The 24,685-nt window shown below is 57.4% G+C and carries 32 protein-coding genes; 19 read left to right on the top strand and 13 right to left on the bottom strand.

What is annotated here, in order from left to right; genetic code table 11:
* Positions 1-172: 172 nt before the first annotated feature.
* Genes J2X43_RS30880 through metG form a run of 3 tightly spaced genes read right to left on the bottom strand, consistent with a single transcriptional unit; the run spans position 173 to position 3,356 of the window.
* Positions 173-1,009: an MBL fold metallo-hydrolase gene (locus J2X43_RS30880; RefSeq protein ID WP_310301495.1), complete on the bottom strand. Its 837-nt coding sequence runs from the start codon at positions 1,007-1,009 to the stop codon at positions 173-175.
* Between the two features lie 4 nt (positions 1,010-1,013).
* On the bottom strand, positions 1,014-1,796 hold the full coding sequence (locus J2X43_RS30875) for a TatD family hydrolase (RefSeq protein WP_112539149.1): 783 nt from the start codon (positions 1,794-1,796) through the stop codon (positions 1,014-1,016).
* A gap of 9 nt (positions 1,797-1,805) precedes the next feature.
* Positions 1,806-3,356: a methionine--tRNA ligase gene (metG, locus tag J2X43_RS30870; RefSeq protein ID WP_310301491.1), complete on the bottom strand. Its 1,551-nt coding sequence runs from the start codon at positions 3,354-3,356 to the stop codon at positions 1,806-1,808.
* 227 nt (positions 3,357-3,583) lie between these two features.
* Between metG and J2X43_RS30865 the strand changes: the two genes are divergently transcribed.
* Positions 3,584-4,378 carry a sulfite exporter TauE/SafE family protein gene (locus tag J2X43_RS30865; RefSeq protein WP_405049674.1) on the top strand — a complete coding sequence of 265 codons (795 nt, stop codon included), beginning with the start codon at positions 3,584-3,586 and terminating at the stop codon, positions 4,376-4,378.
* Here the strand turns inward: J2X43_RS30865 and J2X43_RS30860 are convergent, their stop codons facing one another.
* From J2X43_RS30860 to J2X43_RS30845, 4 genes are all read right to left on the bottom strand, one after another.
* Positions 4,379-5,404 (bottom strand): DNA polymerase III subunit delta', encoded by a 1,026-nt coding sequence (locus J2X43_RS30860; RefSeq protein ID WP_310301485.1) that lies wholly within the window; start codon positions 5,402-5,404, stop codon positions 4,379-4,381.
* The gene (tmk, locus tag J2X43_RS30855) at positions 5,397-6,071 is read right to left on the bottom strand and encodes a dTMP kinase (protein ID WP_310301482.1); all 675 of its coding nucleotides are present in this window, start codon (positions 6,069-6,071) and stop codon (positions 5,397-5,399) included. Before tmk ends, J2X43_RS30860 begins: the two co-directional genes overlap by 8 nt.
* Positions 6,072-6,215: 144 nt before the next feature.
* A complete protein-coding gene (locus J2X43_RS30850) occupies positions 6,216-7,409 on the bottom strand; it encodes a D-alanyl-D-alanine carboxypeptidase family protein (RefSeq protein WP_310301479.1) in 1,194 nt (397 codons plus the stop codon).
* Positions 7,410-7,476: 67 nt separating this feature from the next.
* Positions 7,477-8,565 carry a septal ring lytic transglycosylase RlpA family protein gene (locus J2X43_RS30845; protein ID WP_310301476.1) on the bottom strand — a complete coding sequence of 363 codons (1,089 nt, stop codon included), beginning with the start codon at positions 8,563-8,565 and terminating at the stop codon, positions 7,477-7,479.
* A gap of 328 nt (positions 8,566-8,893) precedes the next feature.
* On the opposite strand from J2X43_RS30845, the gene J2X43_RS30840 reads away from it, so the two are divergent.
* Positions 8,894-10,066: a phage integrase central domain-containing protein gene (locus J2X43_RS30840; protein WP_310301473.1), complete on the top strand. Its 1,173-nt coding sequence runs from the start codon at positions 8,894-8,896 to the stop codon at positions 10,064-10,066.
* Positions 10,063-10,731 (top strand): hypothetical protein, encoded by a 669-nt coding sequence (locus tag J2X43_RS30835; protein WP_310301470.1) that lies wholly within the window; start codon positions 10,063-10,065, stop codon positions 10,729-10,731. The genes J2X43_RS30840 and J2X43_RS30835 overlap by 4 nt, the downstream gene beginning before the upstream one ends.
* Positions 10,732-10,835: 104 nt before the next feature.
* Here the strand turns inward: J2X43_RS30835 and J2X43_RS30830 are convergent, their stop codons facing one another.
* Positions 10,836-11,879 carry a putative phage abortive infection protein gene (locus J2X43_RS30830; RefSeq protein ID WP_310301467.1) on the bottom strand — a complete coding sequence of 348 codons (1,044 nt, stop codon included), beginning with the start codon at positions 11,877-11,879 and terminating at the stop codon, positions 10,836-10,838.
* A gap of 171 nt (positions 11,880-12,050) precedes the next feature.
* On the opposite strand from J2X43_RS30830, the gene J2X43_RS30825 reads away from it, so the two are divergent.
* Complete coding sequence (locus tag J2X43_RS30825) at positions 12,051-12,305, top strand: hypothetical protein (protein ID WP_310301464.1); 255 nt, start codon at positions 12,051-12,053, stop codon at positions 12,303-12,305.
* Between the two features lie 1,038 nt (positions 12,306-13,343).
* Here J2X43_RS30825 and J2X43_RS31235 read toward each other — a convergent pair.
* Together J2X43_RS31235 and J2X43_RS30820 are read right to left on the bottom strand one after the other, a co-directional pair.
* Positions 13,344-13,541 (bottom strand): HNH endonuclease, encoded by a 198-nt coding sequence (locus J2X43_RS31235; protein WP_405049673.1) that lies wholly within the window; start codon positions 13,539-13,541, stop codon positions 13,344-13,346.
* 37 nt (positions 13,542-13,578) lie between these two features.
* A complete protein-coding gene (locus tag J2X43_RS30820; protein WP_310301461.1) occupies positions 13,579-13,926 on the bottom strand; it encodes a hypothetical protein in 348 nt (115 codons plus the stop codon).
* Between the two features lie 15 nt (positions 13,927-13,941).
* On the opposite strand from J2X43_RS30820, the gene J2X43_RS30815 reads away from it, so the two are divergent.
* The 9 genes from J2X43_RS30815 to J2X43_RS30775 all read left to right on the top strand — a co-directional run bounded on the left by J2X43_RS30815 (position 13,942) and on the right by J2X43_RS30775 (position 19,135).
* Positions 13,942-14,358, top strand: a complete 417-nt coding sequence (locus J2X43_RS30815; RefSeq protein ID WP_310301458.1) for a helix-turn-helix transcriptional regulator — start codon at positions 13,942-13,944, stop codon at positions 14,356-14,358.
* Between the two features lies 1 nt (position 14,359).
* Positions 14,360-14,590: a hypothetical protein gene (locus J2X43_RS30810; RefSeq protein WP_310301455.1), complete on the top strand. Its 231-nt coding sequence runs from the start codon at positions 14,360-14,362 to the stop codon at positions 14,588-14,590.
* Positions 14,587-14,826 carry a hypothetical protein gene (locus J2X43_RS30805; protein WP_310301452.1) on the top strand — a complete coding sequence of 80 codons (240 nt, stop codon included), beginning with the start codon at positions 14,587-14,589 and terminating at the stop codon, positions 14,824-14,826. The genes J2X43_RS30810 and J2X43_RS30805 overlap by 4 nt, the downstream gene beginning before the upstream one ends.
* Positions 14,827-14,882: 56 nt before the next feature.
* Positions 14,883-15,131 carry a hypothetical protein gene (locus J2X43_RS30800; protein ID WP_310301449.1) on the top strand — a complete coding sequence of 83 codons (249 nt, stop codon included), beginning with the start codon at positions 14,883-14,885 and terminating at the stop codon, positions 15,129-15,131.
* A 135-nt stretch (positions 15,132-15,266) separates the two neighbouring features.
* Positions 15,267-15,728, top strand: a complete 462-nt coding sequence (locus J2X43_RS30795) for a helix-turn-helix domain-containing protein (RefSeq protein ID WP_310301446.1) — start codon at positions 15,267-15,269, stop codon at positions 15,726-15,728.
* Entirely contained in the window at positions 15,728-16,294 is a 567-nt protein-coding gene (locus J2X43_RS30790; RefSeq protein ID WP_310301443.1) for a hypothetical protein, read from the top strand. The genes J2X43_RS30795 and J2X43_RS30790 overlap by 1 nt, the downstream gene beginning before the upstream one ends.
* Before the next feature lie 340 nt (positions 16,295-16,634).
* Positions 16,635-17,474 carry an AbiJ-NTD4 domain-containing protein gene (locus J2X43_RS30785; RefSeq protein ID WP_310301440.1) on the top strand — a complete coding sequence of 280 codons (840 nt, stop codon included), beginning with the start codon at positions 16,635-16,637 and terminating at the stop codon, positions 17,472-17,474.
* A gap of 130 nt (positions 17,475-17,604) precedes the next feature.
* The gene (locus tag J2X43_RS30780) at positions 17,605-17,877 is read left to right on the top strand and encodes a hypothetical protein (RefSeq protein ID WP_310301437.1); all 273 of its coding nucleotides are present in this window, start codon (positions 17,605-17,607) and stop codon (positions 17,875-17,877) included.
* Between the two features lie 385 nt (positions 17,878-18,262).
* On the top strand, positions 18,263-19,135 hold the full coding sequence (locus J2X43_RS30775) for a hypothetical protein (protein ID WP_310301434.1): 873 nt from the start codon (positions 18,263-18,265) through the stop codon (positions 19,133-19,135).
* An 826-nt stretch (positions 19,136-19,961) separates the two neighbouring features.
* Here the strand turns inward: J2X43_RS30775 and J2X43_RS30770 are convergent.
* Together J2X43_RS30770 and J2X43_RS30765 are read right to left on the bottom strand one after the other, a co-directional pair.
* Positions 19,962-20,519 carry a hypothetical protein gene (locus J2X43_RS30770; RefSeq protein ID WP_310301431.1) on the bottom strand — a complete coding sequence of 186 codons (558 nt, stop codon included), beginning with the start codon at positions 20,517-20,519 and terminating at the stop codon, positions 19,962-19,964.
* 31 nt (positions 20,520-20,550) lie between these two features.
* The gene (locus tag J2X43_RS30765) at positions 20,551-21,282 is read right to left on the bottom strand and encodes a hypothetical protein (RefSeq protein WP_310301428.1); all 732 of its coding nucleotides are present in this window, start codon (positions 21,280-21,282) and stop codon (positions 20,551-20,553) included.
* A 263-nt stretch (positions 21,283-21,545) separates the two neighbouring features.
* Between J2X43_RS30765 and J2X43_RS30760 the strand changes: the two genes are divergently transcribed.
* From J2X43_RS30760 to J2X43_RS30750, 3 genes are all read left to right on the top strand, one after another.
* Positions 21,546-21,734, top strand: a complete 189-nt coding sequence (locus tag J2X43_RS30760) for a hypothetical protein (protein WP_310301425.1) — start codon at positions 21,546-21,548, stop codon at positions 21,732-21,734.
* 13 nt (positions 21,735-21,747) lie between these two features.
* The gene (locus J2X43_RS30755) at positions 21,748-22,158 is read left to right on the top strand and encodes a ribbon-helix-helix domain-containing protein (protein WP_310301422.1); all 411 of its coding nucleotides are present in this window, start codon (positions 21,748-21,750) and stop codon (positions 22,156-22,158) included.
* A gap of 372 nt (positions 22,159-22,530) precedes the next feature.
* The gene (locus J2X43_RS30750; protein ID WP_310301419.1) at positions 22,531-22,770 is read left to right on the top strand and encodes a hypothetical protein; all 240 of its coding nucleotides are present in this window, start codon (positions 22,531-22,533) and stop codon (positions 22,768-22,770) included.
* 193 nt (positions 22,771-22,963) lie between these two features.
* On the opposite strand, the gene J2X43_RS30745 is transcribed toward J2X43_RS30750, so the two are convergent.
* Complete coding sequence (locus J2X43_RS30745; RefSeq protein ID WP_310301416.1) at positions 22,964-23,341, bottom strand: hypothetical protein; 378 nt, start codon at positions 23,339-23,341, stop codon at positions 22,964-22,966.
* Between the two features lie 166 nt (positions 23,342-23,507).
* Here J2X43_RS30745 and J2X43_RS30740 point away from each other — a divergent pair, with 166 nt between their 5' ends.
* From J2X43_RS30740 to J2X43_RS30730, 3 genes are all read left to right on the top strand, one after another.
* Positions 23,508-23,678, top strand: coding sequence for a hypothetical protein (locus J2X43_RS30740; RefSeq protein WP_310301412.1), 171 nt, complete (start codon positions 23,508-23,510; stop codon positions 23,676-23,678).
* A 128-nt stretch (positions 23,679-23,806) separates the two neighbouring features.
* Positions 23,807-24,094 carry a hypothetical protein gene (locus J2X43_RS30735; RefSeq protein WP_310301409.1) on the top strand — a complete coding sequence of 96 codons (288 nt, stop codon included), beginning with the start codon at positions 23,807-23,809 and terminating at the stop codon, positions 24,092-24,094.
* 110 nt (positions 24,095-24,204) lie between these two features.
* A complete protein-coding gene (locus J2X43_RS30730; protein ID WP_112446161.1) occupies positions 24,205-24,516 on the top strand; it encodes a hypothetical protein in 312 nt (103 codons plus the stop codon).
* Positions 24,517-24,685: the final 169 nt, after the last annotated feature.

Raw genomic sequence — 24,685 nt, 5'->3', positions numbered from 1 at the left:
ATCCCATCTGCAATCTCCCAGACGTCATTCAGACCCGGGGAGTGTGACATTCCAACTTTGCAGAAACAGGACATTCTAACTTTGCGGCTACACACAAAGATCGCATAAGATAGATTATGGAACTAAAATGGATGCCGTGATTGCCGAAAACCCTTGAAATACAAGGCTCTGTCTATCCTCGGGCCGTTTCCAGATCGTCAATCTCGACGTCGAATGTCATCTGGTCGTAAGCCGGTTCGACATGATCCGGCGTCTCGCCCATCACCGTGTCGTAGTCCAGCGGCGTATGCATATGCGTCAGGATCGCGCGCTTCGGCTTCAGCCTTGAAATCCAGTCCAGCGACTGCTCCAGCGACAGATGGCTCGGATGATAGCGATACTGGAGCGCGTCGATGACGAGCACGTCGAGATTTTCAAGCTTCGCTGCAGCTTCCGGCGGAAAGTCGCTGATATCGCTGCAATAAGCGACATCGCCGATGCGGAAGCCGAGCGAGATGATATCGCCGTGCTGCTGCTCGTGCGGCCTAAACGAAATCGTGCCGCCGGCGCCTGAGATGCGCACCGGTTCCTCAAGCGTCTCGATCAGCCGCGGCTCGACGATCGGCGGGTAATTGCTGCCTGGAGGTGTTTCGATGCAGTAGCCGAAACCCTGGCGGATGCGCTCCATCGTGAACGCATTGGCGTAGATCGGCACGCGCTGCTGAGCGTTGTGATAGTAGCCACGCAGATCGTCGATGCCGTGGATGTGGTCGGCATGCGGATGCGTGTAGAGCACGGCATCGATATGCTCGACCCTGGCGGCGATCATCTGTTCGCGGAAGTCCGAGCCGGTGTCGATCACGACGGTCGTCACGCCGCCATTATCATCGAACTGCTGCACCATGAAGGATGCGCGTGTCCGCCGGTTCTTCGGATTATCGGGATTGCAGGCGCCCCAGTCTCCGGTGATGCGCGGCACGCCTGGCGACGATGCGCAGCCGAGAATGGTGAAACGCCGCCGGTAACCCACGAGGCTAGATCCTCGGCATCTTTGTGAACAGCCGGAAGGCATTGTCGGTCGTGATGAGCGCCATCTCGGCATAGCTGAGACCAAGCGTCTCGGCCAGCACTTCGGCGGTGTTCACCACATAGGACGGCTCGTTGCGCTTTCCGCGCCAGCGCTTCGGCGCCAGATACGGCGCGTCGGTTTCGACCAGCAGCCGCTCATGCGGGATCGTCTTGGCGATCGCGCGAAGCTCTTCCGACTTGGGGAAGGTCAGGATGCCCGAAAACGAGATGTAGCCGCCGAGTTCGACGCCGGTCCTGGCAAGTTCAGGTCCGGCCGAGAAGCAGTGCAGGATGAAAGGGAAGGCCCCCTTCCCTGTTTCCTCGGTCAGGATCGCCGCCATGTCTTCGTCGGCGCTGCGGCTGTGAATGACCAGCGGCAGCTGCGTTTCGCGCGCAGCCGCGATGTGACGGCGGAACCCGGTCTGCTGGTCCTCGGGCGTCTGCGTGTCGTAGAAATAGTCGAGACCGGCTTCACCGATGGCGACGATCTTTTCATGCGCATTGGCCAGCCGCACGAGATCCTCGGTCTGGATATCCAGCTCTTCATTGGCGCTGTTCGGATGTGTGCCGACAGAACAGAAGACCGACGGATAGCGTTCGGTGATGGCAAGCAGGCCGTCGAGCTTGCGCACCCGCGTCGAGATCGTCACCATCTGCTTGACGCCCGATTGATGCGCGCGCGCAACGATCTCGTCACGCTCGGCATCGAAGTCGGCAAAGTCCAGATGGCAATGCGTATCGATCAGCATCTGACGTCCTTACGCCTCAGGCGCCACGTAGCGCGGGAAGACAGGCGTCGGCGCTTCCAGCTCGGTGCCGGGGACCAGGCGGCCCGCTTCGCCAAGTGCCGCGAAATCCCGCTTGTCCGCAGGTGCGGCAACGAGATCCAGCAGCTTTTCGGCCGACTGCGGCACGATCGGCTGCAGCAGGATAGCGAGCTGACGCACGACCTCGGCCGTCACATAGAGGACGGTCGCCATCCGGTCCGGATCGGTCTTTTTCAGCGCCCACGGCGCCTGGCCGGCGAAATAGCGGTCGGTTTCCGAGACGACGGCGATGATCGAGGCAACGGCCTTGTGGATCAGCTGCTTGCCCATATCCTCGCGGGTGGAGGCCAGCAGCGCATCGGCAGCCGCCAGCATCGCCTTGTCTTCATCCGTCAGCGGGCCGGGTTCCGGGATCTTGCCATCGCAGTTCTTGACGATCATCGACAGCGAACGACTGGCAAGGTTGCCGATACCATTGGCGAGGTCAGCGTTGATGCGCTGGCCGATCGCTTCCTCGCTGTAGCTGCCGTCCTGGCCGAAGGAGACTTCGCGCAGGAAGAAGTAACGCACCTGGTCGAGACCAAAGTGATTGACGAGGTTGACAGGGTCGACGACGTTGCCGAGCGACTTCGACATCTTCTCGCCCTTGTTGAGCAGGAAGCCGTGAGCAAAGACGCGCTTCGGCAGCGGCAGACCAGCCGACATCAGGAATGCCGGCCAGTAGACGGCGTGGAAGCGGATGATGTCCTTGCCGATGATATGAACGTCGGCAGGCCAGTATTTCGCCCGCGGGCCGTTCCGGTCCTCGATATAGCCTGTGGCCGTGATGTAGTTGGTCAGCGCGTCGACCCAGACATACATGACGTGCTCGGGGTCGTTGGGAACCTTGATCCCCCAGTCGAAGGTCGTGCGCGAAACCGAGAGATCCTTGAGGCCTGATTTCACGAAGGAGATGACCTCGTTGCGGCGCTCCGACGGGCCGATGAAATCGGGGTTCTCTTCGTAATGCTTCAGCAGCTTGTCCTGATATTCGGACAGCTTGAAGAAATAGCTGGCTTCCTCGACCCATTCGACAGGCGTGCCCTGCGGCCCGTAGCGGACGCCATCGGAGCGCACTTCTGTCTCGTCTTCCTGGTAATAGGCCTCGTCGCGCACCGAGTACCAGCCGGCGTAGGAATCCTTGTAGATGTCGCCATTGGCGGCCATCAGGTTCCAGATATTGCGCGAGGTCTCGTGGTGACGTTCCTGCGTCGTACGGATGAAATCGTCGTTCGACGCATTCAGCAGTGTCGCCATCGCCTGGAATTCGCTGGAATTGCGGTCGGCAAGCTCCTGCGCCGTGATGCCTTCGGCACGCGCCGTCTGCTGCATCTTCTGGCCGTGCTCGTCGGTGCCCGTCAGGAAGAAGACATCACGGCCGTCGAGGCGCTGGAAGCGCGCCATGGCGTCAGTTGCGATCAGTTCGTAGGCATGGCCGATATGCGGCTTGCCGTTCGGATAGGAAATCGCGGTGGTGATGTAGAAGGGCTTCTTGTCGGTCATGGCGGACATCCGGCTTACTCTATAATTGTCAGCCGCTCTTAGCGCATGTGATGGCGAAGAGAAACACTAAGTTTCGAAAGCGGCAGCGTTTTGACCGCCTCGCGGGCCTGCTGCGCTTGACGGGATTTCGCCGGCATTCTACGCCTTGGTGACAATTCCGGGCGAGGCATAATGACCGTCAAATATGAGCCGATCAGCGCAGGCGCCTCAAGGTCTGCCCCGTGAGCCTGCCACAAACGTTCCAGCCTCTCTATTCGCTTTCCGGCTTTCTCGTCGGCATGCTGGTTGGTATCACCGGCGTCGGCGGCGGCTCGTTGATGACGCCGATTCTCGTGCTGTTGTTCGGCGTTCATCCGGCGACAGCCGTAGGCACTGATCTGCTCTATGCGGCGATTACCAAGTCGGCAGGCACCGCCGTTCACGGCATGCATGGCAGGGTGAACTGGCGCATCGTCGGCTCGCTCGCCGCCGGAAGCGTGCCGGCCGCCCTCCTCATGCTTTGGCTGATGGCCGGCGTCGATCGCAAGAGCGTCGAAGTCGCGCATACGATCACCATCGCGCTCGGCTGGCTGCTTGTCATCACTGCCTTCATGCTGATCTTCCGCACCCAGGTTTTGTCCTTTGCGCGCGGCGCCATCGGCGATCGGACGCCGCCAAAGCGCACGACGATCGCCATTTTCACCGTCATCCTCGGTCTGGCGCTCGGTGTGCTGGTGACGCTGACCTCGGTCGGAGCCGGTGCGCTCGGCGTCACCATCCTGCTGATCCTTTACCCGAATCTCGACGTTCGCGAGATCGTCGGATCCGACATTGTTCACGCCGTGCCGCTGACGCTGATCGGCGGCATGGGCTACTGGTTCATCGGCGAAATCGACTGGCTGATGCTTCTGACACTGCTTGTCGGATCGATACCCGGCATCGTCGCCGGAAGCCTGCTGGCACCGAAGCTGCACGAGCGGACGATCCGCATCGTCCTGGCGCTGACACTTGCCGTCGTCGCCTGGAAACTGCTGGCAGGCTGATTAAGGGCCCGGCTGTTTGATGTCAGACAGGATACCGAGGATCGTCTGCTTGCGGTCGAGGTTGTAGGCACCCGAGACGGTGAGACGCTCGTTGACATCGGATTGCAGCCTAGCGAGCCGTTCGGCAGCACCGAGATCGCCTGCCCTCGCCGCCTGGCGCGCCCGGTTCATCAGGTCGTCGCCGATATGGCTCGCGAAGAATTCGAAGATCGTGTCGCTTTCCTTGCCTGACAGCGCATCGGCCAGCCGGTGCATGGCGCGCCGCGCCGCCGGTCCCTGAGCCGATAGCACATCCTGATAGGCGGAGATGATCTCGCCGCCACCGTAATTCATCAGCTTCAGCGCCTCTCCGACGCTGCCCTTCGCCGCAGTCAGCAATGCCCGGTCGTCAACCGCGGCGCCGAGATTGGCAAGTGCCAGAGCCAGCGCATCGTCGCCAAGCGGCGCGAGCCTCAGCGGCAGGCAGCGCGAACGGATGGTCGGCAACAGCTTGCCCGGCGCATGCGACAGAACGAGGAACAGCGCCCGCTTCGGCGGCTCCTCGAGAATCTTCAGGATGGCGTTTGCCGCATTGCGGTTCATGTCATCGGCCGGATCGATGATGACGATGCGCCAGTTGCCGGTGCCCGATGTCTGCGAGAAGAATTTCCCGGCGCGGCGCACTTCATCGACAGTGATCGCCGATTTCACCTTGCCGGTCTTTTCATCGACGGGCCGCGCAAGATGCAGAAGATTGTGCGAAGCGCCTGACAAAATCTGGCGGCTGACTGGCGACGCAGGATCGGGATCGCGAACGATCTCCGGCGCCAGCGCCGGATCGGGATTGGAAAGCACATAATTGGCGAAGCGGAAGGCGAGCGTCGCCTTGCCGATGCCTTCAGGGCCTTCGATCAGGATGGCGTGATGGCCTTTGCCGGACCTATAGGACTGAGAGAGAAACGCTTCCGCGTCCTCATGTCCGAAGAGCTTGGGATTTTCCGCCGGCCAGATCGCTCCATCCAGCAGGCCGGGCCGCTCCTCACTCATGAACGGCTACCGGCGTCTTTTCGGCCGCAATGCCACCCATCAGCTTCGTGATGATCGCAAGGATCTCGGCGGCGATGTCGGCCTCGTCCTGCATGGCATTGACGACGCGGCAACGTTCCGGTTCACGGGCTGCGATATCGAGATAGGCCTCGCGGCGCTTCTCGTGCGTCTCCAGTTCTTCCTTCTCGAAACGGTCAGGTCCGTCGGCATTGCGCGACTTGACGCGTGCAAGTCCAGCGGTTGCAGGAATGTCAAGAATGACTGTGCAGTCAGGCACCACGCCATTGACGGCGATGCGCTGCAGCGTCTCGATGAAATCGGGTTCGAGATTGCCGGTGACGCCCTGATAGACGCGCGACGAATCCATGAAGCGGTCGCAAAGGACGATCTTGCCGTCAAGCAGCGCCGGGCGGATCACCTCCTCGACATGATCGTTGCGCGCGGCGGCAAAAAGGATCGCCTCCATCCGCGTTCCGAAGGCTTCGGCAGCACCCGACAGCAGCACGTAGCGCACCGCCTCAGCACCCGGAGAACCGCCGGGCTCGCGCGTCAGCAGCACCTCATGGCCGCGGCTGCGCAACGCTTCCGCAAGGCGGCGGATCTGCGTCGACTTGCCGGCACCCTCACCGCCTTCGAATGTAACGAACAATCCCGTACCGGACGACAACAGCACTTTCCCGTATTCCCGACATGCCGCCGACAAAACGTCGGCAGCGCCTCGATCTATCTATCCGAAGATGCGCCCGGGCGAAACCTCGCTGTTTCCCGCCAGCTCCGCCTTCCCCGGTAATTTCACGGCAGAATGCGGCCTTCAGGTGGGCTCGGCTTTGTCCCAGAGCCAGGAGAAGAACATCGATTCGCCGAGTTCGACCAGGGCATCGACAGCCCGGCTGGTCAGCGATCCCACGGCGATAGTCTGCACCGTATAGAGCGGCACTTCGCGCAGCACCCGGCCGCCGGCGGAAATCACTAGCGTGCCCGCTTCCGCGTCGGCCGCGACGGGCGCCGTCAGCGGCCAGCGATAGATGATCCTCGCCGCCAACCGGTCGGGATTGCTGACCGGGATATAGACGCTGACAGGCGTCCTGGCCACGAGATCGACATGGCCCGATTGTCCGCCATAGACGCTCGCCGAACCGACGACTTCCTTCTCGGCGAAGATCTGCCGCGTCTCGAAGCTGGTCAGACCCCATTCGAGAATACGCTTGGCCTCATCGGTCCGCTCCTTGTCGGAGGCAATGCCGCCGAGCGCCAGGAACAGCCGTTTGCCGTCACGCTCGACCGAGGCGACGATCGAGAAGCCTTCGCCCTCGGCGAACCCCGTCGCCAATCCGTCGGCGCCGAGCCCCAGTCCGAGCAACGGGTTGCGATTGCGCTGGAAGATCTTGTTCCATTCAAAGTCGGCCTGGGCGAAATAGGGGTAATAGGCCGGATAGGTCTGCTGCAGATCGGCAGCCAGCGTCACCATGTCCCGCGCCGTCGTCTTGCTCTTGCCATCCGGCAGACCGGTCGAGTTTCCGAAGATGCTCTTCGTCATCCCGAGCGTCTGCGCCCGGCGCGTCATCGCCGAGGCGAAATTCTCCTCGGTGCCGCTCATGCCCTCGGCCAGAATGATGCAGCCGTCATTGGCGCCCTGGATCGCTACGCCCTTGACCAGATCCTCGACGCGCACGCGGCTCTTCAGGGCCGCAAACATCGTCGCCGAACGCGACGGCGCACCGCCGGTGCGCCAGGCATATTCGGAGACCGGATAGTCGGTGTCGAGGGTGATCTCGCCGCCCTTGAGCGACGCAAAGACGATATCCATCGTCATCAGCTTGGCGAGCGACGCCGGCGAAAACGCCTGATCTTCGTTCTTGGCAAGCAGGACCGTGCCCGTCGACGCCTCGATCATATAGGCCTGCGCCGCCTTGGTGACGAATCCCGCGGGTGCAGGCTCGGCGGCAGCAGCAGATGAAGCGGCCGACAGCATAACCGCGCAAAAACCGATGAGACGCTTCAGCATTGCAAACCCCTGGCGCGAAATCGATTCTGGAGGTTAGTGATAGCGGCGGCCTGCCGCAATCGGCGTCTTAGCGCGCCGGCTGCTTTGCCTGCTGGCGCTTGAAGGACGCAAGGATCGATTCTTCGGTCAGGCCGTCGTTGCGAACCATCACCGCATCGAACGCGATCGGCACTGTCACGGTCCGAACGCCGTCTTCCTGGTAGCCCATCGCCAGAGACCCCTGCCCCCAGCCATAAGGACGCTCGTAAGGAACAGGGCCGATTTCCGGCAGTACGATCATTTCGCCCACACCCTGCGGCGCGCTGAGCGTGCCGAAAGCCGATGGCGCCGGTGCGGGTGCCGCATTGTAGCGGGCGCTCGGCGTTGCGCCGCCATAAGCCGTGGCGGACATCGGCACAGGCACGCGTGACGCCTGCGGCGCCGTCAGCGTTCCCAGGCTCTGCAGCTGATCGCTGGTGATGCGGCGGTCATTGGAGGCGACCATCACGCCACTGGCAATCTGCCCGCCCGGATCGACGGCCGGAATACGGCTACCCTTCGGCACGTAGGACGCCATCAGATAAGGCATGTCGTGGCCGTCCATGCGCGCCTTGCCAACATACTGAACGCGAACCCGGCCGGTGCCGCTATGCTTCATGTCGAGGAGATCGGCCGTCTTGTTTGAAAGGTCGATGATCCGGCCCTCGTGATACGGTCCGCGGTCGTTGACGCGCACGACGATCGACGAGCCGTTCTCGATATTGGTGACGCGTGCATAGCTCGGCAGCGGAAAGGTCGGATGCGCGGCAGAAATCGACAGCTGGTCATAGACCTCGCCGTTGGCGGTCAGGCGGCCGTGAAAGGCCGAGCCGTACCAGGAGGCCACACCCGTCTTGCTATAGGAAAAGTCTTCCTTGGGATAATACCACTTGCCTTTGACCTGGTAGGGATTGCCGACAAGATAGCGCCCGCCCCCCTTCGGGATCGGTCCGCCCTCGACGACGCGCGGGCTGGCTTTGACGCCATATTCCTTCTCGGAGAAATATTCCTTGCCGTGGGCGCGCTTCTTCGGCGCCTGAGACGTTGTTCCGCATGCCGTCACCGCAGCGCACATCGCTGCCAGCGCCAGCCACCGCGCACCCGTTGCGAAAGACGCCGCCCCGTATTCCAACTTCATATGTCCCACGCCGCCAAAGATCGTTATGGTTAAGCAAGTGCCCTAAATCGGACCAACCCTGCCTACGCCCCTGCACCTAACGAGACTTTAATTGTGTGGCCAATGCGCCGAATTTGCGAACAATATCGCGGCGGTAGCGGTAATTTTAATGGTTATGGTTTATGAAGGGTTAAATTAGAGGTGTTTCGCGTGGCGATACATATGGCGGAAGAGGTGTCCGCTTGCTTACGCAAAATACGCAAAATAGAGCCAAGCCACTTGGAAAATTGCGCTATTTCTCACATATTGCATTTCTGTTTTAGGCCAAATGTTATGGCATGGAGAGCAATTGGCGAAGCATAAACTCTCGGAAAAAGCGTGCAAGGCTCAAACTGAGACCGGGATATACAGCGATGGGGACGGCCTCTATTTTCGCGTCCGCCCTGGCGGATCGAAGCAATGGCTATTCGTCTATCGCTGGAACAGCAAGCGCGCCGAAACCGGGCTTGGCGGATACGGCGGCGGTACGTCACCGGTGAGTCTCGCCCTCGCCCGGCAAAAAGCCGAGGCAATACGGGAGCAACTCTCACGCGGAGAGGATCCTAAGGGCGATCGGGTAAAGCCGGAGATCGTCACTTTCGCTGAGGTGATGGAAGACGTCATCAAGGTGAAGGAGAAGTCTTCCAGGAATCCCAAGCACCGCGCCCAATGGGCAATGACGCTACGCGAGTATGCAAAAGATCTGCATCCCAAGGCCGTCGGTGAGATCACCATCGACGATGTAGTTCGGACCTTGAACGTGATTTGGACCGAGATACCAGAGACTGCTGATCGCCTGCGAATGCGGATCGCTGTCGTGATGGATCATGCGAAGGCCAGAAAGCTTTTCACCGGTGACAACCCGGCTGAGTGGCGCGGCAACCTAGAGCACCTCATGCCCGCCCGAAGCAGGCTAACGCGCGGCCATCACGCGGCTCTCGACTACAAAGACGTGCCGGCAACCATCAAGGCCCTTCAATCGGCTGCGGGTGTCTCAGCTCGGGCTGTAGAATTCGCCGCCTTGACCGCTGCGAGGTCGGGAGAGGTGCGAGGTGCCGTCTGGCCGGAATTCGATCTCGACAACGCGCTGTGGATCATCCCCAAGGAACGCATGAAGCCAGGAGTGGAGCACCGCGTCCCTCTGTCCGATCGTGCTGTAATCATCCTCAAGGCGCAGAAACAACGTTCAACTAGCGACGTCGTCTTCGAAGGCGGGAATGACAAACGGCCGATCAGCGATACTGCGATGGTGAACGCTCTTCGCGCTGCCGCCCCGGATAAAACGGTTACCCTCCATGGCCTTCGGAGCTCGTTTCGGGATTGGGCTGGCGACGAGACTCACCATCCTCGCGACATCATTGAGACCGCCCTCTCCCATAAGGTTAAAGATAAGACCGAGGCTGCCTATCGTCGAAAGGATGCGCTAGAGAAGCGCCGAGCGCTGATGAATGATTGGGAACGGTACTGCGAGGGGAAGAAGTGAAGAGGTTAATCATCGCGGGGATATTCATAGGCTTTGCATTGGCTTTCGCATTGGTCATTTGGTACGTCGGTCGCGCCAATTTATGTGCGACCGAGACAGAAAGCTGCAGCAGAGAGTGGGTGGCCGCGCTATCAGGATGGGCCGCGGTTGCCGCAGCAGTGCCGACGATCGTTTTTCTCTCGAAGCAGGTGCGGGACGCCGAGCGATATCATCGCGAGGGGCTTCGATTCGAACTTCGACGAACGCGGGCCTTGTTCATCCGCACTGATCGTATCATCAAGCGAGCGCAGGACCACTGTTCAATCGTCACAAGGCTGGCTGAGGAGAACACGGTGACATCTCCGGCTACCGACCTCCTGGGGGCTTTCGATGCTTTGATCAAATGCATGAAATCCCGCGATTTTCAGCTTTTCGAGTCGGAGTTTTCACCTCCAGATAACGATGATATAGAAAATCTGGTCTCCCAACTCGAAGAATTTCGAAAAGGGCTGGACGAGGCCATACCGAGCGACAAAAAAGAAGAATTCATGTCGGATGACATACCGGAGTCGACTAGGTACACCGCGACGCTCGGGGCTTACTTCGCTAAAAGCTATCTTGATGCATGCCAGCATCTGGTGGACGACGCATTGGCCGAATATGAGCAGGTAACATCGTCATCGTAACGTACTTAAGGCGTGAGCATCTAGCGGAACACCGGGTTGGTTGCCATCAGCCAAACCACCAGCCCCCCCCAAAAAAAGTCCCGGCGAAAGCCCGGTTGGGTACGCTATCTAAGCTCGTTTCGTTTCGGATCCAGAGCGTAGGAGCTTCCCAAGGACGCCCCGATTAAAACTAGAACGACCGCGGTAGGGCCGCCTGCAGCCAAGCCAAAGGCAATTACGGCCAATAAGCCAAGTACCGCGCCAGCACCCGTTCCAAATATCACGGCTGAAGCTATTAGAAATTCGGACACGACAAAACGGCGATCGTCTCGTCCTTCAAACGCGATGTCTTTGTAAATCCCTTGCAAAAGTCTTCTGGTGCGACCGTTAGGCAGATACTTTAACATCCTAAATTCAGTCAGCAACTGGTCTAAATCATTCGCTTCTGGCATCATAGCGTTGAACGCCGCCAAGGCGATTTCAAAGGATGTAAGCTGACTCCGCAACAGATTTCCGTACTTTATTTTCTGAGATCGCGACAGCGTATCGTCGTCTCTAATCGTCCGGAGAATTGTGTAGATCAATCGAAAATACGGTCCAAATGTGCTCTCGTGTCGATTGTGAACTTTGACAGTATACAAACGACCGATCGAGTCACGATCTACTATTTTGGTTTGCCTCAGCAGATATCGGAACTCGTAGATTGCAAGCCGAAACGCCGCACCGCCGGTTTGTGTGTCTGCGGCAAGAAGCTTATATTTACTTGGAGTAATTTCTCTCCAATCGGCACTCGCCCTATACCTGACTTCAGATCTTGCCTGCTTTAATAGCGCGATAAGTTCAAAATACGTGCTTTCAAATCGAGCGACATGGTTGTCAATGCGCTGCTCACGCAACGTCTGACCCTGCATGAAGAACGCTCCAACCGCTGAGCAGAGTGCCAAGCCCGCAAAGAGTGCGTTGAGGGAACCAAAGCCGTCTCCCCACTGTCCAGATCGAGCAAATCGATCTGGCTTTTCACCAGCCAGGAGCGAGCTAGACAAGAACCACTCAGAGATCTCCGGCCCCCTTCCTGCCCACTCGCGCCACATAGCTATAACCAAAACGACAGCCGCTAAAAACGCTATCGTTGTAATAATTTCTGCGGCACCAATTTTGGAAAACTTCATTTTAAACCCCGAGGAAAAGGCACTCGGGACACGTCATAGTCGTAAAGCGTAAAAACCACCTAAACGCGAAGTCTCGGCCGTCGATCATAAATGCTTACCTGACGCGAAGCCGTTGGAACTATCCCTGCCCTTCCCCAGTTCTTCCACCGACTCAAACCCCAGGAGGAAGACATGGCCAAGGACGATCCCACTGTCGGTTTCACCGGAACGCCCACTGAGCCGCCGACAGGCGTTCGCAAGGTGGCATCTGACGCTGTCGACGCGGTCCGTCGCGAGACAAGCGCAGTCGCCGCCGGTGCAGCCGAACACCCGCACACGGCCACCGGCCTCGCGCTGACCGTCGGCGCTATCGGTCTGTGCATCGGCTATATTCTCGGCCGCAATTCCGCAGCGGCAGACTATGATAGCCGTCGCTACTGGCGGTGAGGCCTTGCCTTTCGGGGGGTCTCGCCTATGTTAAGTGTATGAAATCGCTTCGCAGGTGACCACGGATGTACTGGCACCAGGCTGATGGCGACGAAGGAAGGTCGGTGCGAGTTTCGCCCGGCCTTTTTCTTTGCCAGAACGTAAAAGCCCCGCTCAATGGCGGGGCGGTTACTGTTTCGTACCACGCGCGATACCTTGCCGGAGCCCGTGACGCCTGCAAATTCTGTAAACTTCTCTTGGCTTTATGCTTCTCCACCCATCTGTGTTGTCGGACGAGGCGTAAAGCTCCTCTGCTACATCAGAGATTGCTCGCCACACAGTTTCACACGCGAGAAGTCGTTTCGCGTGTGCCCACACATGCCGACGGTACGCAAACCTGTCACGAGCGCGTTTTTCCAGGCACTTACCGATTTGATCTATAGCAAGGTGGTCACCTTCGGATCCACCGATCAGACGCAGAGGAGTTCCTCTCTCCTGCCTAAAACGCAATTCCCCAACTGGACCGGCCGCGCTCGCAACGCCCTCAAAAAACAACATCGGTCTGTAGCGGTAGTCAATCCACACCATCTGACTTCGGTGGATGCGCGTTACTTCTCCGCTGAAAATGACCGATACTGAGCCGTCGGCTTCGGTCAGGTACGACGTATCGACGCCAATAAAGCGGAGCGACTTTCCGAAAACATACCATGATACCGCGTGCGCTGCTTCGTGATAGCAGACAGCCTCCATCTCAGTGTTCGCAGTAAAAAACACGTCATCCCCAAGCGCCTCGCTTGAGAACATTCCCTGCTCATAAGATAACTGCCTGAAGTCCATTGAATGACCGCCACTTAGATGCTGCGCTTGCGCGCCTACTACTGGGCAACGCTGCTGTAAACATTCTTACAAAGCAAGATCGGCCGGCGCGCAGCCTCAGCTGGTGGTGATCGCGCCGGCCTACTAGGTATTGGTCCGCCTCGTCGGTCATGCGGCTGGCGACGAGGCGGTGAGCGCTAGCCTTCTGGCCCGCGCTGATGAGGCGCGCAGGGCGACGCGGCCTCAATGAAATCCCAGAGTTCTCCGCGGCGGTAGGTCGTGTACATGAGCCAGTCCATGCCACCGCGTTCCTTTGCAGCGCTTGCAGGCAAGCGCGATATTGTCTCGATTGTTGCGGCCGCCCTCAGATCGGCGCCGCAGGTGCTCTATCGTTTCGGCATTCGGCGGCTGCTTGCGCGGCGGCTTGTCGCTCTGGACCATTGGTCCGCGACAGTTGCAGCATCGGCCGCCCTGCTTCTCACGAATCTTGATGCGGTTTTGAATGTGCCGAGTCATAGCTTGGATTATCCCGTTCAAGGACTGCGCCAAGGATTTCGCGGAACTCGCGGCCGTAGTTCTCGCCGAGGACGCGGATCTCGTAGATCTCGCGGCCCATTGCCGTTCTTCTTCTCGATTGAACGATTCCGATGAGCATTCCCAGGCGCACGACGCGGCCGACGCGGAAGCTCCAAGGGGTCGCACGATAGACGCGACGACGGCGCTGCGCGGGAGCAGACATCGTTGGGCCACTCTCGTGGCCTGCCGCTCTCGCAATAAGCGCGCGCGGCAGTGAAAGTCTGTCGATCTCGGCCAATGTGGCGTACATGGTAGGCTCCTCGTTGTGTTTCAGTTGCGTTTTCGCTACTGTGTAAACAATACAGCTTATTTTCGCGACGTCAACGCGAAATCGAAACGGAGTATCGAAAAAATGTTGCCTTCGCAGTGCCGGATGGCCCGTGCGGCTCTTAATATGGGCGTGCGCGATCTAGCTAACGCTGCCCAAGTGTCCACCAACACGATAACCCGATTTGAAAAGGGTGATGATGACGATCAGCTCAAGCCACGAACGGTAGAAGCGATAGCGCGCGCCCTGCAGGCCGCCGGCGTCACGTTCATCGACGGTGCTTACAGCGGTAGCGGCGGGCCCGGCGTTCGGCTGTTCGCGCCGACCGGTGATTCCATCGACACCAATGAAGACGATACGATTCAGTACAAAGACATGTTTGAGAACGACGCTCCTCCCGGTGCTGGCGGCTGACATGACCTCTAACCAGCCTCCGCGCCAGCGTGACATCCCGCTCACATCGGATGACCTGAGCGCCTGCAATGCAGCCCTGGTCGCAATAAGTCGCTCGTCAGGGATCGAGAAGGACGCCGTGGCCGTCAGCCGTTTAGCGGCAATCATCATTGAGCTTTGGCGTCAGGGCGTCCACGACGTCGAGCAGTTGAAGGTACTGGCCGGCGCGACTGTTGAAAGCGACGATCCTTGAACCGCACCGCCGACCTTCTAGTTTCCGCCAAGACCGTCCACGACAAATACAGAGCCGGCCGCATTGAACGGGAGACGGTCCGCGAATGGGCAACCCGCCTCGGCTCATATCCCGAGCCGCATGGCGCACGGGTGAAAGCTTCAGCCGAGTGGTTTCGCCGCAATCGAAACGACGAGGTCGACGACGAGATGAAGAGGCAGGACCTGGCTGTGCTGGCTGCTATCTTCGCGGAGTAGCGCCGAAGGCACACCGCCTGCTCAGTACTGCGAGCACCAACAATCGGCAGGTACTAATGGACGATTTCCTTTCGGACGAGCTGCAACATCAACGCCGAAACCTGGATTTCGAGATCCAGGAGGCTTTGATACATCTGGAGCAATTGGAGCGCGGACAGATCAAGGTTATTGGGCTCGACCCAAACCTACCGCAGGCCGATCCTGAACTTGCTACCGCAGAATATATTGAGCATTTCCGCGCCCACCTGGTGACGATGAGAGCGATGATTTCGCTAATCGATCGTGTTGAGGCCGGCGGTAGGTAGCAAGCTTGACGATGCCCTTCACTGTTCGTAACTTCCAACAGCGGCCACCAACCACGCCAGGTCATCCTGCCTACCACCACAAAATAGGATTTTCGCCATCGGCAATTCCGCCGGAGGTTACTTCTAGGTGGTGAAATGATTGACCCTAAAATCCAGCAGGCAGCGCAGTACTATATGCGTTTCAACCGGCCGCTTGATCCAGATCAGGGATGGCGGAGCGAAGATGTCCAGCTGGCATTCATGATCGGCATGCAAGAACAACCCATACGAAGGCTGCTTCCGATGAAGGAGGTTGCCGAACTTCTGGCTGTGTCACCCGCTACGATTCAGGACCTCGTAAGACATGGTGAACTCGCCCACGTGAAGGTCGGCAGAGGCACCGTGCGCACCCGCCTCCTGTTTGCTCCAGAGGAAATTGACAACTTCATCAAGCGACAGACGACCCGAGATTTCCCCGTCAGAGAGCCAGCAACGCTCCGCTATGGCACGCGGAAGCGGGCAAAAGAGCTGGCGATTGAGCGGGCCTTGTCCGACAGTGCCGGATTTCTGGCTAAGTACGAGGCCGCGCAGGCGGCTCGTAAGGCCGCCAAAAAGTAATGACCTTCCCACATGCCCTGCTAGATCAATTGCCCCTGTTCGCGAGCGATGACGAGATTGCCGTCGCGATCGTTGGCAAGGCCAAGGCGACCAGTTGGAAGCGTGGCGCCTTGAAAGTGATGGAAGCTCGCGGCTTCCCAAAGGTAGATGCCCTCCACGGAGGCCGTCCAGTCCCTCTAATCAAGAAGTGGTATGCTAGTTACATGCTCCTCGATCGAAGCTACATTCCTTCGACATTGGAAGATCCAAGGGACAATATGGATGCTCTCCGTCCAAAACAGGAACGCCGGGCCGACAGGAAACCGAAGCTCAACATAGACACTCGTTGCCAAACGGTCCTTCGGCACATGATAGCCAACCCCAGTGAGAGTACGGTTCACGATCTCAAGGGCGTTGGTGAAGTGACGCTAAAAAAGATCGAGTCGCACGGCGTGATCGAGGTGAACGGAACAGACGCTCAAAAGAACAGCTTGTGGGCCGTCACCGATCTGGGCCGGCAGGAGATCAAGCGCATTGATTATTGTTTTACGGAAAGTCGGACGCATGACCGACCAACGTCGGCTTAGAATGCGGCAAGGCTTCGGATTTCTGTGAGCATCGGCCAGAATACCCACCTTTATGCACGAAAAGCGTGACACCCATATTGTCAGTCGCTTCCGAACCTGCCTACCGTGTAGGTCCTGGCAGCGGGGAATGCGGCGATAGCTCGCCAGCAATCCGCACTCTCCCGCGCTAGGTGGCTCCTCGGTGGCGAGATCAGCGCGAATGCTGGTCTCGCCGACAGCCAAAGTTACACTGCTACAATTGCCTGATAGCTGCAACCGCTCAAACGCCTCCGCCGATGAAAAGCATGTGGACTATCGAGTAGCCACGCGATTGGATAGATCCCAATGACAGGTGGTTACAATGGACTTAGACAGATCGAAAGTCACTTTCGCGCAAGCTGAGGGTGCCGTTCCGCTACCCAGCCAGCAACGCCTCAGATCAGTTTCTAATGAAACGCGGGCCGCTCTCTGGGCAATCGTCTATGAGAGTCTGAACTTCCATGACTATTACGTCGTCGGAAATTGGGCAGTCGTCTTAAAGTCATGGCATGTACTCCAAGAACATAAGCCGATAGATGAATTTGATGGCTACTATAAAAACGTCTGCGAGCGATTGAAGGCGCTTCTCTTCAAAGCATCATACGTTCACGTCTTCGATTTCATTCAGTTCGTGCTGCGGCACCCTAGCGTGCCCTACCGCTTTGAGGGCGCCGTTAGCCAAATTCTCATCGCTACTCGCGCAGCGTACCGTTTGGACAGCGGTACGATCTATCCAATCCAAACCGAGGAGGAGGGAAAAGTAGTCTCCAGAGCCTTTGTCGATGCATCAGCGCATAAGGGTGCGCTCAAGCATTTACAGGTCGCGGCCACGGCGGCGACCGCAGGAAGATGGGCAGAATGCATAACTCAAAGTGTGCATTCAGTAGAGGCAATCTCTAAGTCGCTGGCACACGGTGCGACAACCCTCAAGCCCGCGCTGGATGAGTTGGAACGGCATCATAAGATTCACGGAGCGCTGAAACAGGGCTTCTTGAGGATTTACGATTTCACCAGCGATGAGAAAGGCCTGAGACATTCTTTAATGGACAAGGATGCTTCGGAAGTCGATGAGACGGACGCGCTTTTCATGCTGGGCGCATGCTCCGCCTTTGTATCTTATCTTATCAGTAAGGCGAAGACCGCTGGGATCCCCCTTGCATAATTAATCCAACTCGTAGACCGCCGCCTCGTCCTCTGCGGACCGCAAGCCCTTGTATGACGCATGCCGGAGCTTCCCGGTCAAGGAGAGGTGGCAGGTTGGCGCGCCGCGAACGACGCACTAGATATCGGCCATGGAGTACAAGCCAAAATATCGATGGAAGGAAACGTGGCCCGGTGAAGGCCAAGAAGACTACGAGGCCTTTGACGTAGATAAGTCCTTCGGCCGCATCCAGATCGATAAGACGAGCGACACCAAAATCGGGCAGTGGAAATGGAACATTACTCACATCGATTGGGCGCGGCAGCATATTCTGCCACACGGCGGATGGGCGCCGGACGCTCGCGAGGCGTCGCGCATGGTCGAAGAGCACTATGAAAAGCTAAAGAAGCTCCACGGGAGATAGCACCGAAGCTTGAAGGGCCCCCTAGCGGGAGGTACTCGGTATTGTTTCGGACGCTGGTCTCTGATTGGGATCCGATGGATGACCCTGAAGCGTAAAGTACGCGCCCCCTACCAGACCCAAGATCAAGAGGCCGATTACGTAAAGCAGCATTCCTCGAATAGCGGTTTTAGGTGTTCTAGCCATTTGAGCTCCTGGGTATTCCGTTGTTCAACGCTGCTGACGCGGCGCTGTTCCGGAAAGCCGGTCTATCTCCAACGACCGGCTGCGCAGGACTTCTCGTTTGCGGCAGGCTCTTGAACACCGCTTTTCGCGCTGGTAACGTTGATAGGGCGGCTGGACTGTGTGTTCAGCTTGGCTCAGGCATTTTGGTTCGCGTGGTAGCCCCATGGTAAAGAGCTATTTTGTTATCGGCTGTCTGTTAGTCGGCGTGGTAGGCGCCGGCTCTTGGGGCTTCGTTAGCAAGAAACAAGTTTCGGCGTTGAAAGCTGAGGTCCGAAAACTCTATTCCTACCGCTACCGTTCTCAATCGCAGATTGACTTAGCTCGTATAGAAATCATTCCAGAGAACAATCCGTACCTGGAGAAGATCAGCGAAATCCGGCGGGTCAAGAAGTCGTCGCCATCGATGGACGCTATGTGGTCTCGGCTTCAGCCGATGGCGGCCTCTTACCATAGATACGGCGACCGGAGAGACCTTGCGATAGGAGCTATGCTGGTTGTCGCCGGCTTTTACGATTTCGGCAACCCGGCCCCGAATGATGAAAAGGTCGGATGTGTTTCGATCAATCAGGAAACCAACTTCACATCGATTGGAGACCTTTCCTTCGAGGCAATGACGAAAAGCGACATCGGCTGTTGCACCGACTTCACATTAATGCTCGCATCGTTCTTGGATCATCTCGATTTCGATACCGAAGCTGTAATCACTACCGGCCATCAGGCGGTAATGGTGACGATCGACGGCAGAGGGCATTTCCTCGACTCCAACAACCTTCTTTTTGCTCAGGATTTCTTTGGCGGGAATGATCGAGAGATGCATTACTTCACGCCTTACGCCGGCACGCGTACTCCCTCATCACAGCATTATGTGATGACCTCCATGGCATTTTCGATCGAGGGCTTTGGGAGGGAATCCTGGAAGATTAACTCCCTTGATAAACACTATCGGCTTTTCGACGCCGAATTTCTCATCGATGAAACCGCGGCCGCAGACGCAATTCCATCGGCAGCCTACGACCTTTCCGCGCGGAGACCTTAGCGCGGAATCGATATGCCGCCCTCCGAGTTATCTTACCGATGTCACTTTCCCGGCATCATACTCCCACAGCACCAAACTGGCCCGCTAGTGGGCGCGGCCATTTCAACAAACTGCGCACAATCGAGAACGCGATAGGCAGGACGTTCCGCTGTTCGAACAGCGGTCGGCCAAGGCAGAGCACCGTCACGCATCGGAGCACCAATCACTCCTATCCGGGCGCAAGACAGCGAACCCGACGATAAAAAAGCGGCGCCCTCCGTTATGGAAGACGCCGCCAGGCCCGCCGCATTTTGACGGGAAGCTAAACTGATTTGCGGGATCTGTGAATCGCCACCCGATCAGCTTGGGAAAGGTGCGCCCGACCAAGTCGGATGAACTCCACGCTTTTGGAAAAGCTGCAGCAGCTTCGCCCGGGCGGTTTCCCGATGACTTCTCAATTTCATATCCGAAGGCTGCGAGTACGATAGGTGTGCGTGCGCAGAAAAGTCGGGCAACCCGTCATCGACGACACAAAACGCGCCCACCTCGGTTTCACCGAGCTTTATATTCCTAATTTCCTCGCATACCGCCCAGAAGAACCCACAGTCTTTTCTGCCGGGGTTTTTCTGCAGTAGCGAATCCACGATATTGGCCTTCGCTGACGCAGCGGAGCAATGATCGGCGCGACAAACGCTGACATCCCCCTTCTGGAGGCCGCTTTTACTGATCAACTTTACGCTGCTCGTCTCCGGCTCCACAAGAGCGTAAACGATACTTTCGCCATTTTGCACCGGACCAGGAGAGTGAGCGCTTTGCTGACCATCCTCTGGTTCGCACCCACATCTACTCATGCAGCTATCAAATAGTCCCGTAGGTCGGACGGCAGGTGGTCAACGCTTGGATCTTCTTCAGCTCCAGATACGAAGTCACCGTTAACAAGCATTGTATAACCAATCACGCCGTCGCCTTCGACGCTAACAACCGCATGCTTATTACCAGATATCCACTCGAAAACGACCTCGTCATCACCTTGCCAGACATTTGGTCGCCACGAGATTTCCTTGAGGTGCTGCGCGAAAGCGCTTGCATCTAGCCTGATCTGAACATCGCGATCAGCCGGTAGCACGAAATCCGCTCCGCCTGCATCGGCGCGCCCCTTGGCTGTGGCCGAAGGCGTATCCTCGACACGGATGATCTCGCCAGCAGAAATAGAGATCTTTTCAGTAGTGCGGTCCTGGAATATCCGACCAGTGGCTTGGTAAGCCGCCGAGTTCATCTCAAAAGATGTTTCGTACTGATGGACTAGATTCGTTCCGACCTCGTCCTGATTGGCTTGCCTAAACCAATCGACGTTTGCACTGGGAGCCGCCACAGGTAGGGCAGTAGCAGTGTGAACGGAAGCCATCGGTACGGTTCCGACCGCAACCGCGGTAAGACTATTCAACCAGGTATTCATAGCCTTTTTCTTTCAGCCGTAAATTCTCAGCGAACAAGTGCTCGATGATTCCCGAGACACTCCCAGGATTAAAAGGTAATGGTCTGATCACAGTATTCAAGTCAAGATTGAATATCAGTGAAGGTTGCTCAATCGGCGCCAGCGGTTCCTGCGCCCCGGTGGGCCCAATCTGGATCTGCATCATCTGTTTGACCATACTGATCCATCTGCAGAGCCTGTTGAGTGCCACAGTCGGGTTGTCGAAAGACTTCCTAACATTGATCCCGAAGTTCAAATCCTGAGCGTTATCAGGTATGTCGGTCAAATCGGTCACTTCTGAAAAGCGCAAATTTGCAGATTCTAGGGTCTGATGATCTTCGAAGCTTTGATTGATCAGTGCCAGTCGCAGAACCGAACGCGATGCCGCCAATGCATTTGCCTTCTCGCGCAGAACCGCTAAACTGGCCTCAGCGCTTGCTATCACCGGGAACGAAAGCGGGCCTGACGTGCCCAGCAGAAATACGTCGATTCTGCCAGCCGCGCACTGCACTTGGAATTGGTAGCCCGCAAAAGTTCCGGTCGCTTGCGTTGCAGGATTGAGCGGGTCCGGGGTTGCTTTTTGATAATTGTCCGGAGGTGATCCAAAAAGATCCAGCCAAACCTGGAAAGCGTCCTGCTTCTCATGCGGCTGAGTAAACACCGCGAATTGATAAAACTCGGAAGACCAAGCCATCATGAACCCCAACTTCGATGGGCCCAGCATAAAACACGCCGTTGATTAATTTTCAACAAATGTCTGTCCTGTCCGTTCTAAGAAAGCGCTCCACCCACCACAAGATGTGACGGCACTTTGGGCCGGAAACTTTATCCAGCAGCTCCGGCTATTGACGCCAACCGGCCGAACGGGCATCTTAATTAAGCCTCACCAGACACAGTGACACAGCAGAAACGGATTTCGAGGCATCCTTTTCAACCCGTCTCCCGCAGGAGCTCGCTATGTCACTTCGCTTCCATGTTTACGAACTTCCAAATTGCGCACGTCTTGTTGCGACCCTGGGCTTTGAAGATGCGCTTGGATACCCGGCCGACGTCTTCACACGCTTCGTGGCGATCGGCGACGAGGTCGGGCAGCTTCTGTGGCAGGACCAATTACGACGGTACAAGGCTATGCCCGCGCTTAGCTAAGCGGATGTTAACCATGCGCCTCCATCATTGGCGCATGGGACGCCCGCCACTAAACCTCGTCAGGATGCACGCCAACCTCCAGCCAGAGGATCTGCTGCGCATTGACGCGATCGTGGGACCGCATGGCCGGTCCAAGTTCATCCGCGACGCGATCCGGATGCAGCTCGATCAGATCGCGCCCGGCGACGAGAAAGCAGGCGAGCCCTACTTCGAGGATGACGGCTTGCACGAACCCCGCCTATCAGCATCCGGACGCGCCACCGTCTTCCGCGTTCTGCGCAAGAAGCGCCGCAGTCTCGATGAGCTGCAGCGCGCCTTTGGCTTCGATGATCCGATCGATTTCCTGCACGCCCTGCTCGGCTTTAAGCCATTGCCGAACCGGGCAGCAAGCGTGGTGGTAGCGGAGCTGCTGTCGAAAGGTTGACTGATGATCTGCAGCTATCGAGGATCAAGTTGCAAGTCAGTCGGCAGCCGATCTTTCCGCGTCGAATTCTACGAATATAACGGGCGCCTGGCCATAAGCCGGTCCTATGCTGTCAACATCCCCTATCGACAGCTGCACTACAGACACCTGTCACGTCGAGAATTCTCCCTACGTCAGCGCATCGACAGGCTCTTCGCGCACGAGATCCGCCATCAAGAGCGTCTTTTAGACCGGCGCATGAAACGCAGGGCCAACACCGCCCTCAAGCAATAAACGGCCCACAGATGATGATGGGGCGGTGGGGTGGTTGCCAAACCACTGGGGATCTGGAGTAGGATGCGCCATTGGCAGCGGGTTCGAAGGCGCGCACAGATGTTTAAGAAGAAAACGGATACAGAAGTTTTAGCGGAGCTCGAAAGAGAGCGGATAAGATCTGGCGGGGCAAGAGACTATTATGACTTGACCAATCCGCTACCCGACAATGCCTACCTCTACTACATGCACCATCGCCTCGGGATCGCGAACAAATACCTTCACGAGATCCGGAACACTGGGTACATCCTGGTGCTATTTGTTGGCGCTATTACCCTACGGGTATTCGGCATTTTCTGATGATGGGACGGTGGGGTCCTGGCTAATAGAATATCAAATTCTTGAAAGCCAGCCGGGTCGATCTTCGCTAGCATTCCATTGCTCCCCCAATTTCGTAGCAAGGGAGCCCCGATTGGTACCGGGTGCAAGAGCCGCCGTCCGTGCTTAGTAACAGGGACGGCGGTTTCGGAATGATGGGCGCTGCGGTATCAACTCAGTGCCAGGAGTTTACCCCCAGATCCTTCTTTCCATTCATGGCGTGAACCGTATTGGGTCCAGACTTTACCCAGGTCTCACAAATTTCCTTGCCGGCGTCGCGTCCACCTTTCCAGGTACGACAGAACTTGTTTCCCTTGATCTCCCATTTGCCTTCGATCGGGATTACGTCCCCGCTCTTCAGCTTAACCTGGCCGTTGGCACTTCCGTCCTTCATAACGTGCAGTTCGCCACTGTAACCTTCAGTTGGTCCGCCCAATGTCAGATCCTTGCCTCCGGCAAGGAGTGCGCTCAGTTCTTTTCCAGTCATTGCCCCCGCTGCTAGCGCGTGGGAACCTACGAATGCTACTGCGAAACCCAGTATAACTGCTCTCATGATACCCTCCTGAAATTTCGTCACCAGAGAATTTTACGGCGACAGGGGATAGGGTTAGCAAGTGCAATTTAGAGCTAAGCGGGACGTATTATAGGTATGGGCGGTGGGCCGTGGGCCGTGTGGGCCACTAACTTGCGGCACGTCAAAAAACAACTACAGGCGCCATATGACCGATGATGTGGACGATATTGCCGTGCTGGCGATTTTGAGAAACGTGGCTGAGTCGCGCAGGAAGACAGCGCGCTCGATGCTGGACGCATACGCGGCTGACGCGCTTCCAGAGAAGGCGACACCGAACGATATCTCTTTTTTGGGAAGCGGAGCTCGCCGACGCTGAGCAGGAGATCCGGCACCTAAGTAACTGACCATTCTTTCTCTAGCCATGCGAACCCTCCGATGATGTTAGGGCTGCGGGGTCCACTTTCGGCCCATTGCGGACCTCCACCGCACGTGCGAATTTGCGTCATGACAGTTGAACAGAACTCAGCGCCGGACACTGCGCAAATCCAACTCACGCCAGATGAATCAATCGTGCTCTTCGAGCTACTTTCCCGGTGGTGCGAGGACGGGAAGTCGCCAACACCGGAGGCCACTTGTTTCGAAAGCACTGCCGAGGGCGCTGTGTTGCATGGGCTGTTGGCCGACCTTGCAAAACAATTAATCGCCCCTTCCAAAGCTGACTATGACAGCTTGTTAAATGGAGCTCGCGATCGATTGAAAGGAAACTGGGACTTTCCGACATTGAGAGGCTGATCACTCGATCACATGAAGCGTCGGCGCGTTGGGCCATCTTTAACCAGCACCATTGCTGCGCCCCATCGTCGAATGACAGGATGGCACGAAACAGTATCAAAAGGTCAATCATGGAACGGCTTGAACGCGATGCACCATTTCCTGTCAAAATGCAGGGCCGGTGGACGGACGTGGAAGATTCAGGTTCGGAGTTGATAGTCCAGGGCAGTGAAATCATCTGCTTCGGCGAAACAATCTCTTATGATTACAAGCTGGTCGATACAGTTGATGGCGCGCTGACCGTCAGCCTGAAGATAGACGATCAAACCGCTGAGGATGCTTTCCAACGCGCCAACATCACCGAGTTGGTGATCACGCCAGAAGGCGATTTCCACGCATACAATGTCAAGTTCGCCAGCCAGTTCGAACGCGCCGTGGGATAACGACCTCTACGGCAAAGCCGACTTTATGAGTTCACGGCCTAACCCCTTCCGGCAATCATCGTCGGCTTTGCGCCGATATCGTTGAAAAACTCGCCGCATTAGCTGCTCATCCGCCCATTTTGATTTTCCGGGCGGAGTACCAACGCGTTTCTGCCCCGCGCCTCGGCGC

This window comes from Rhizobium sp. BE258 (genome assembly GCF_031457345.1).
GTDB lineage: Bacteria > Pseudomonadota > Alphaproteobacteria > Rhizobiales > Rhizobiaceae > Rhizobium.
The sequence above is the reverse complement of the archived record's forward strand: the minus strand, read 5'-3'. Positions and strand labels throughout refer to the sequence as shown.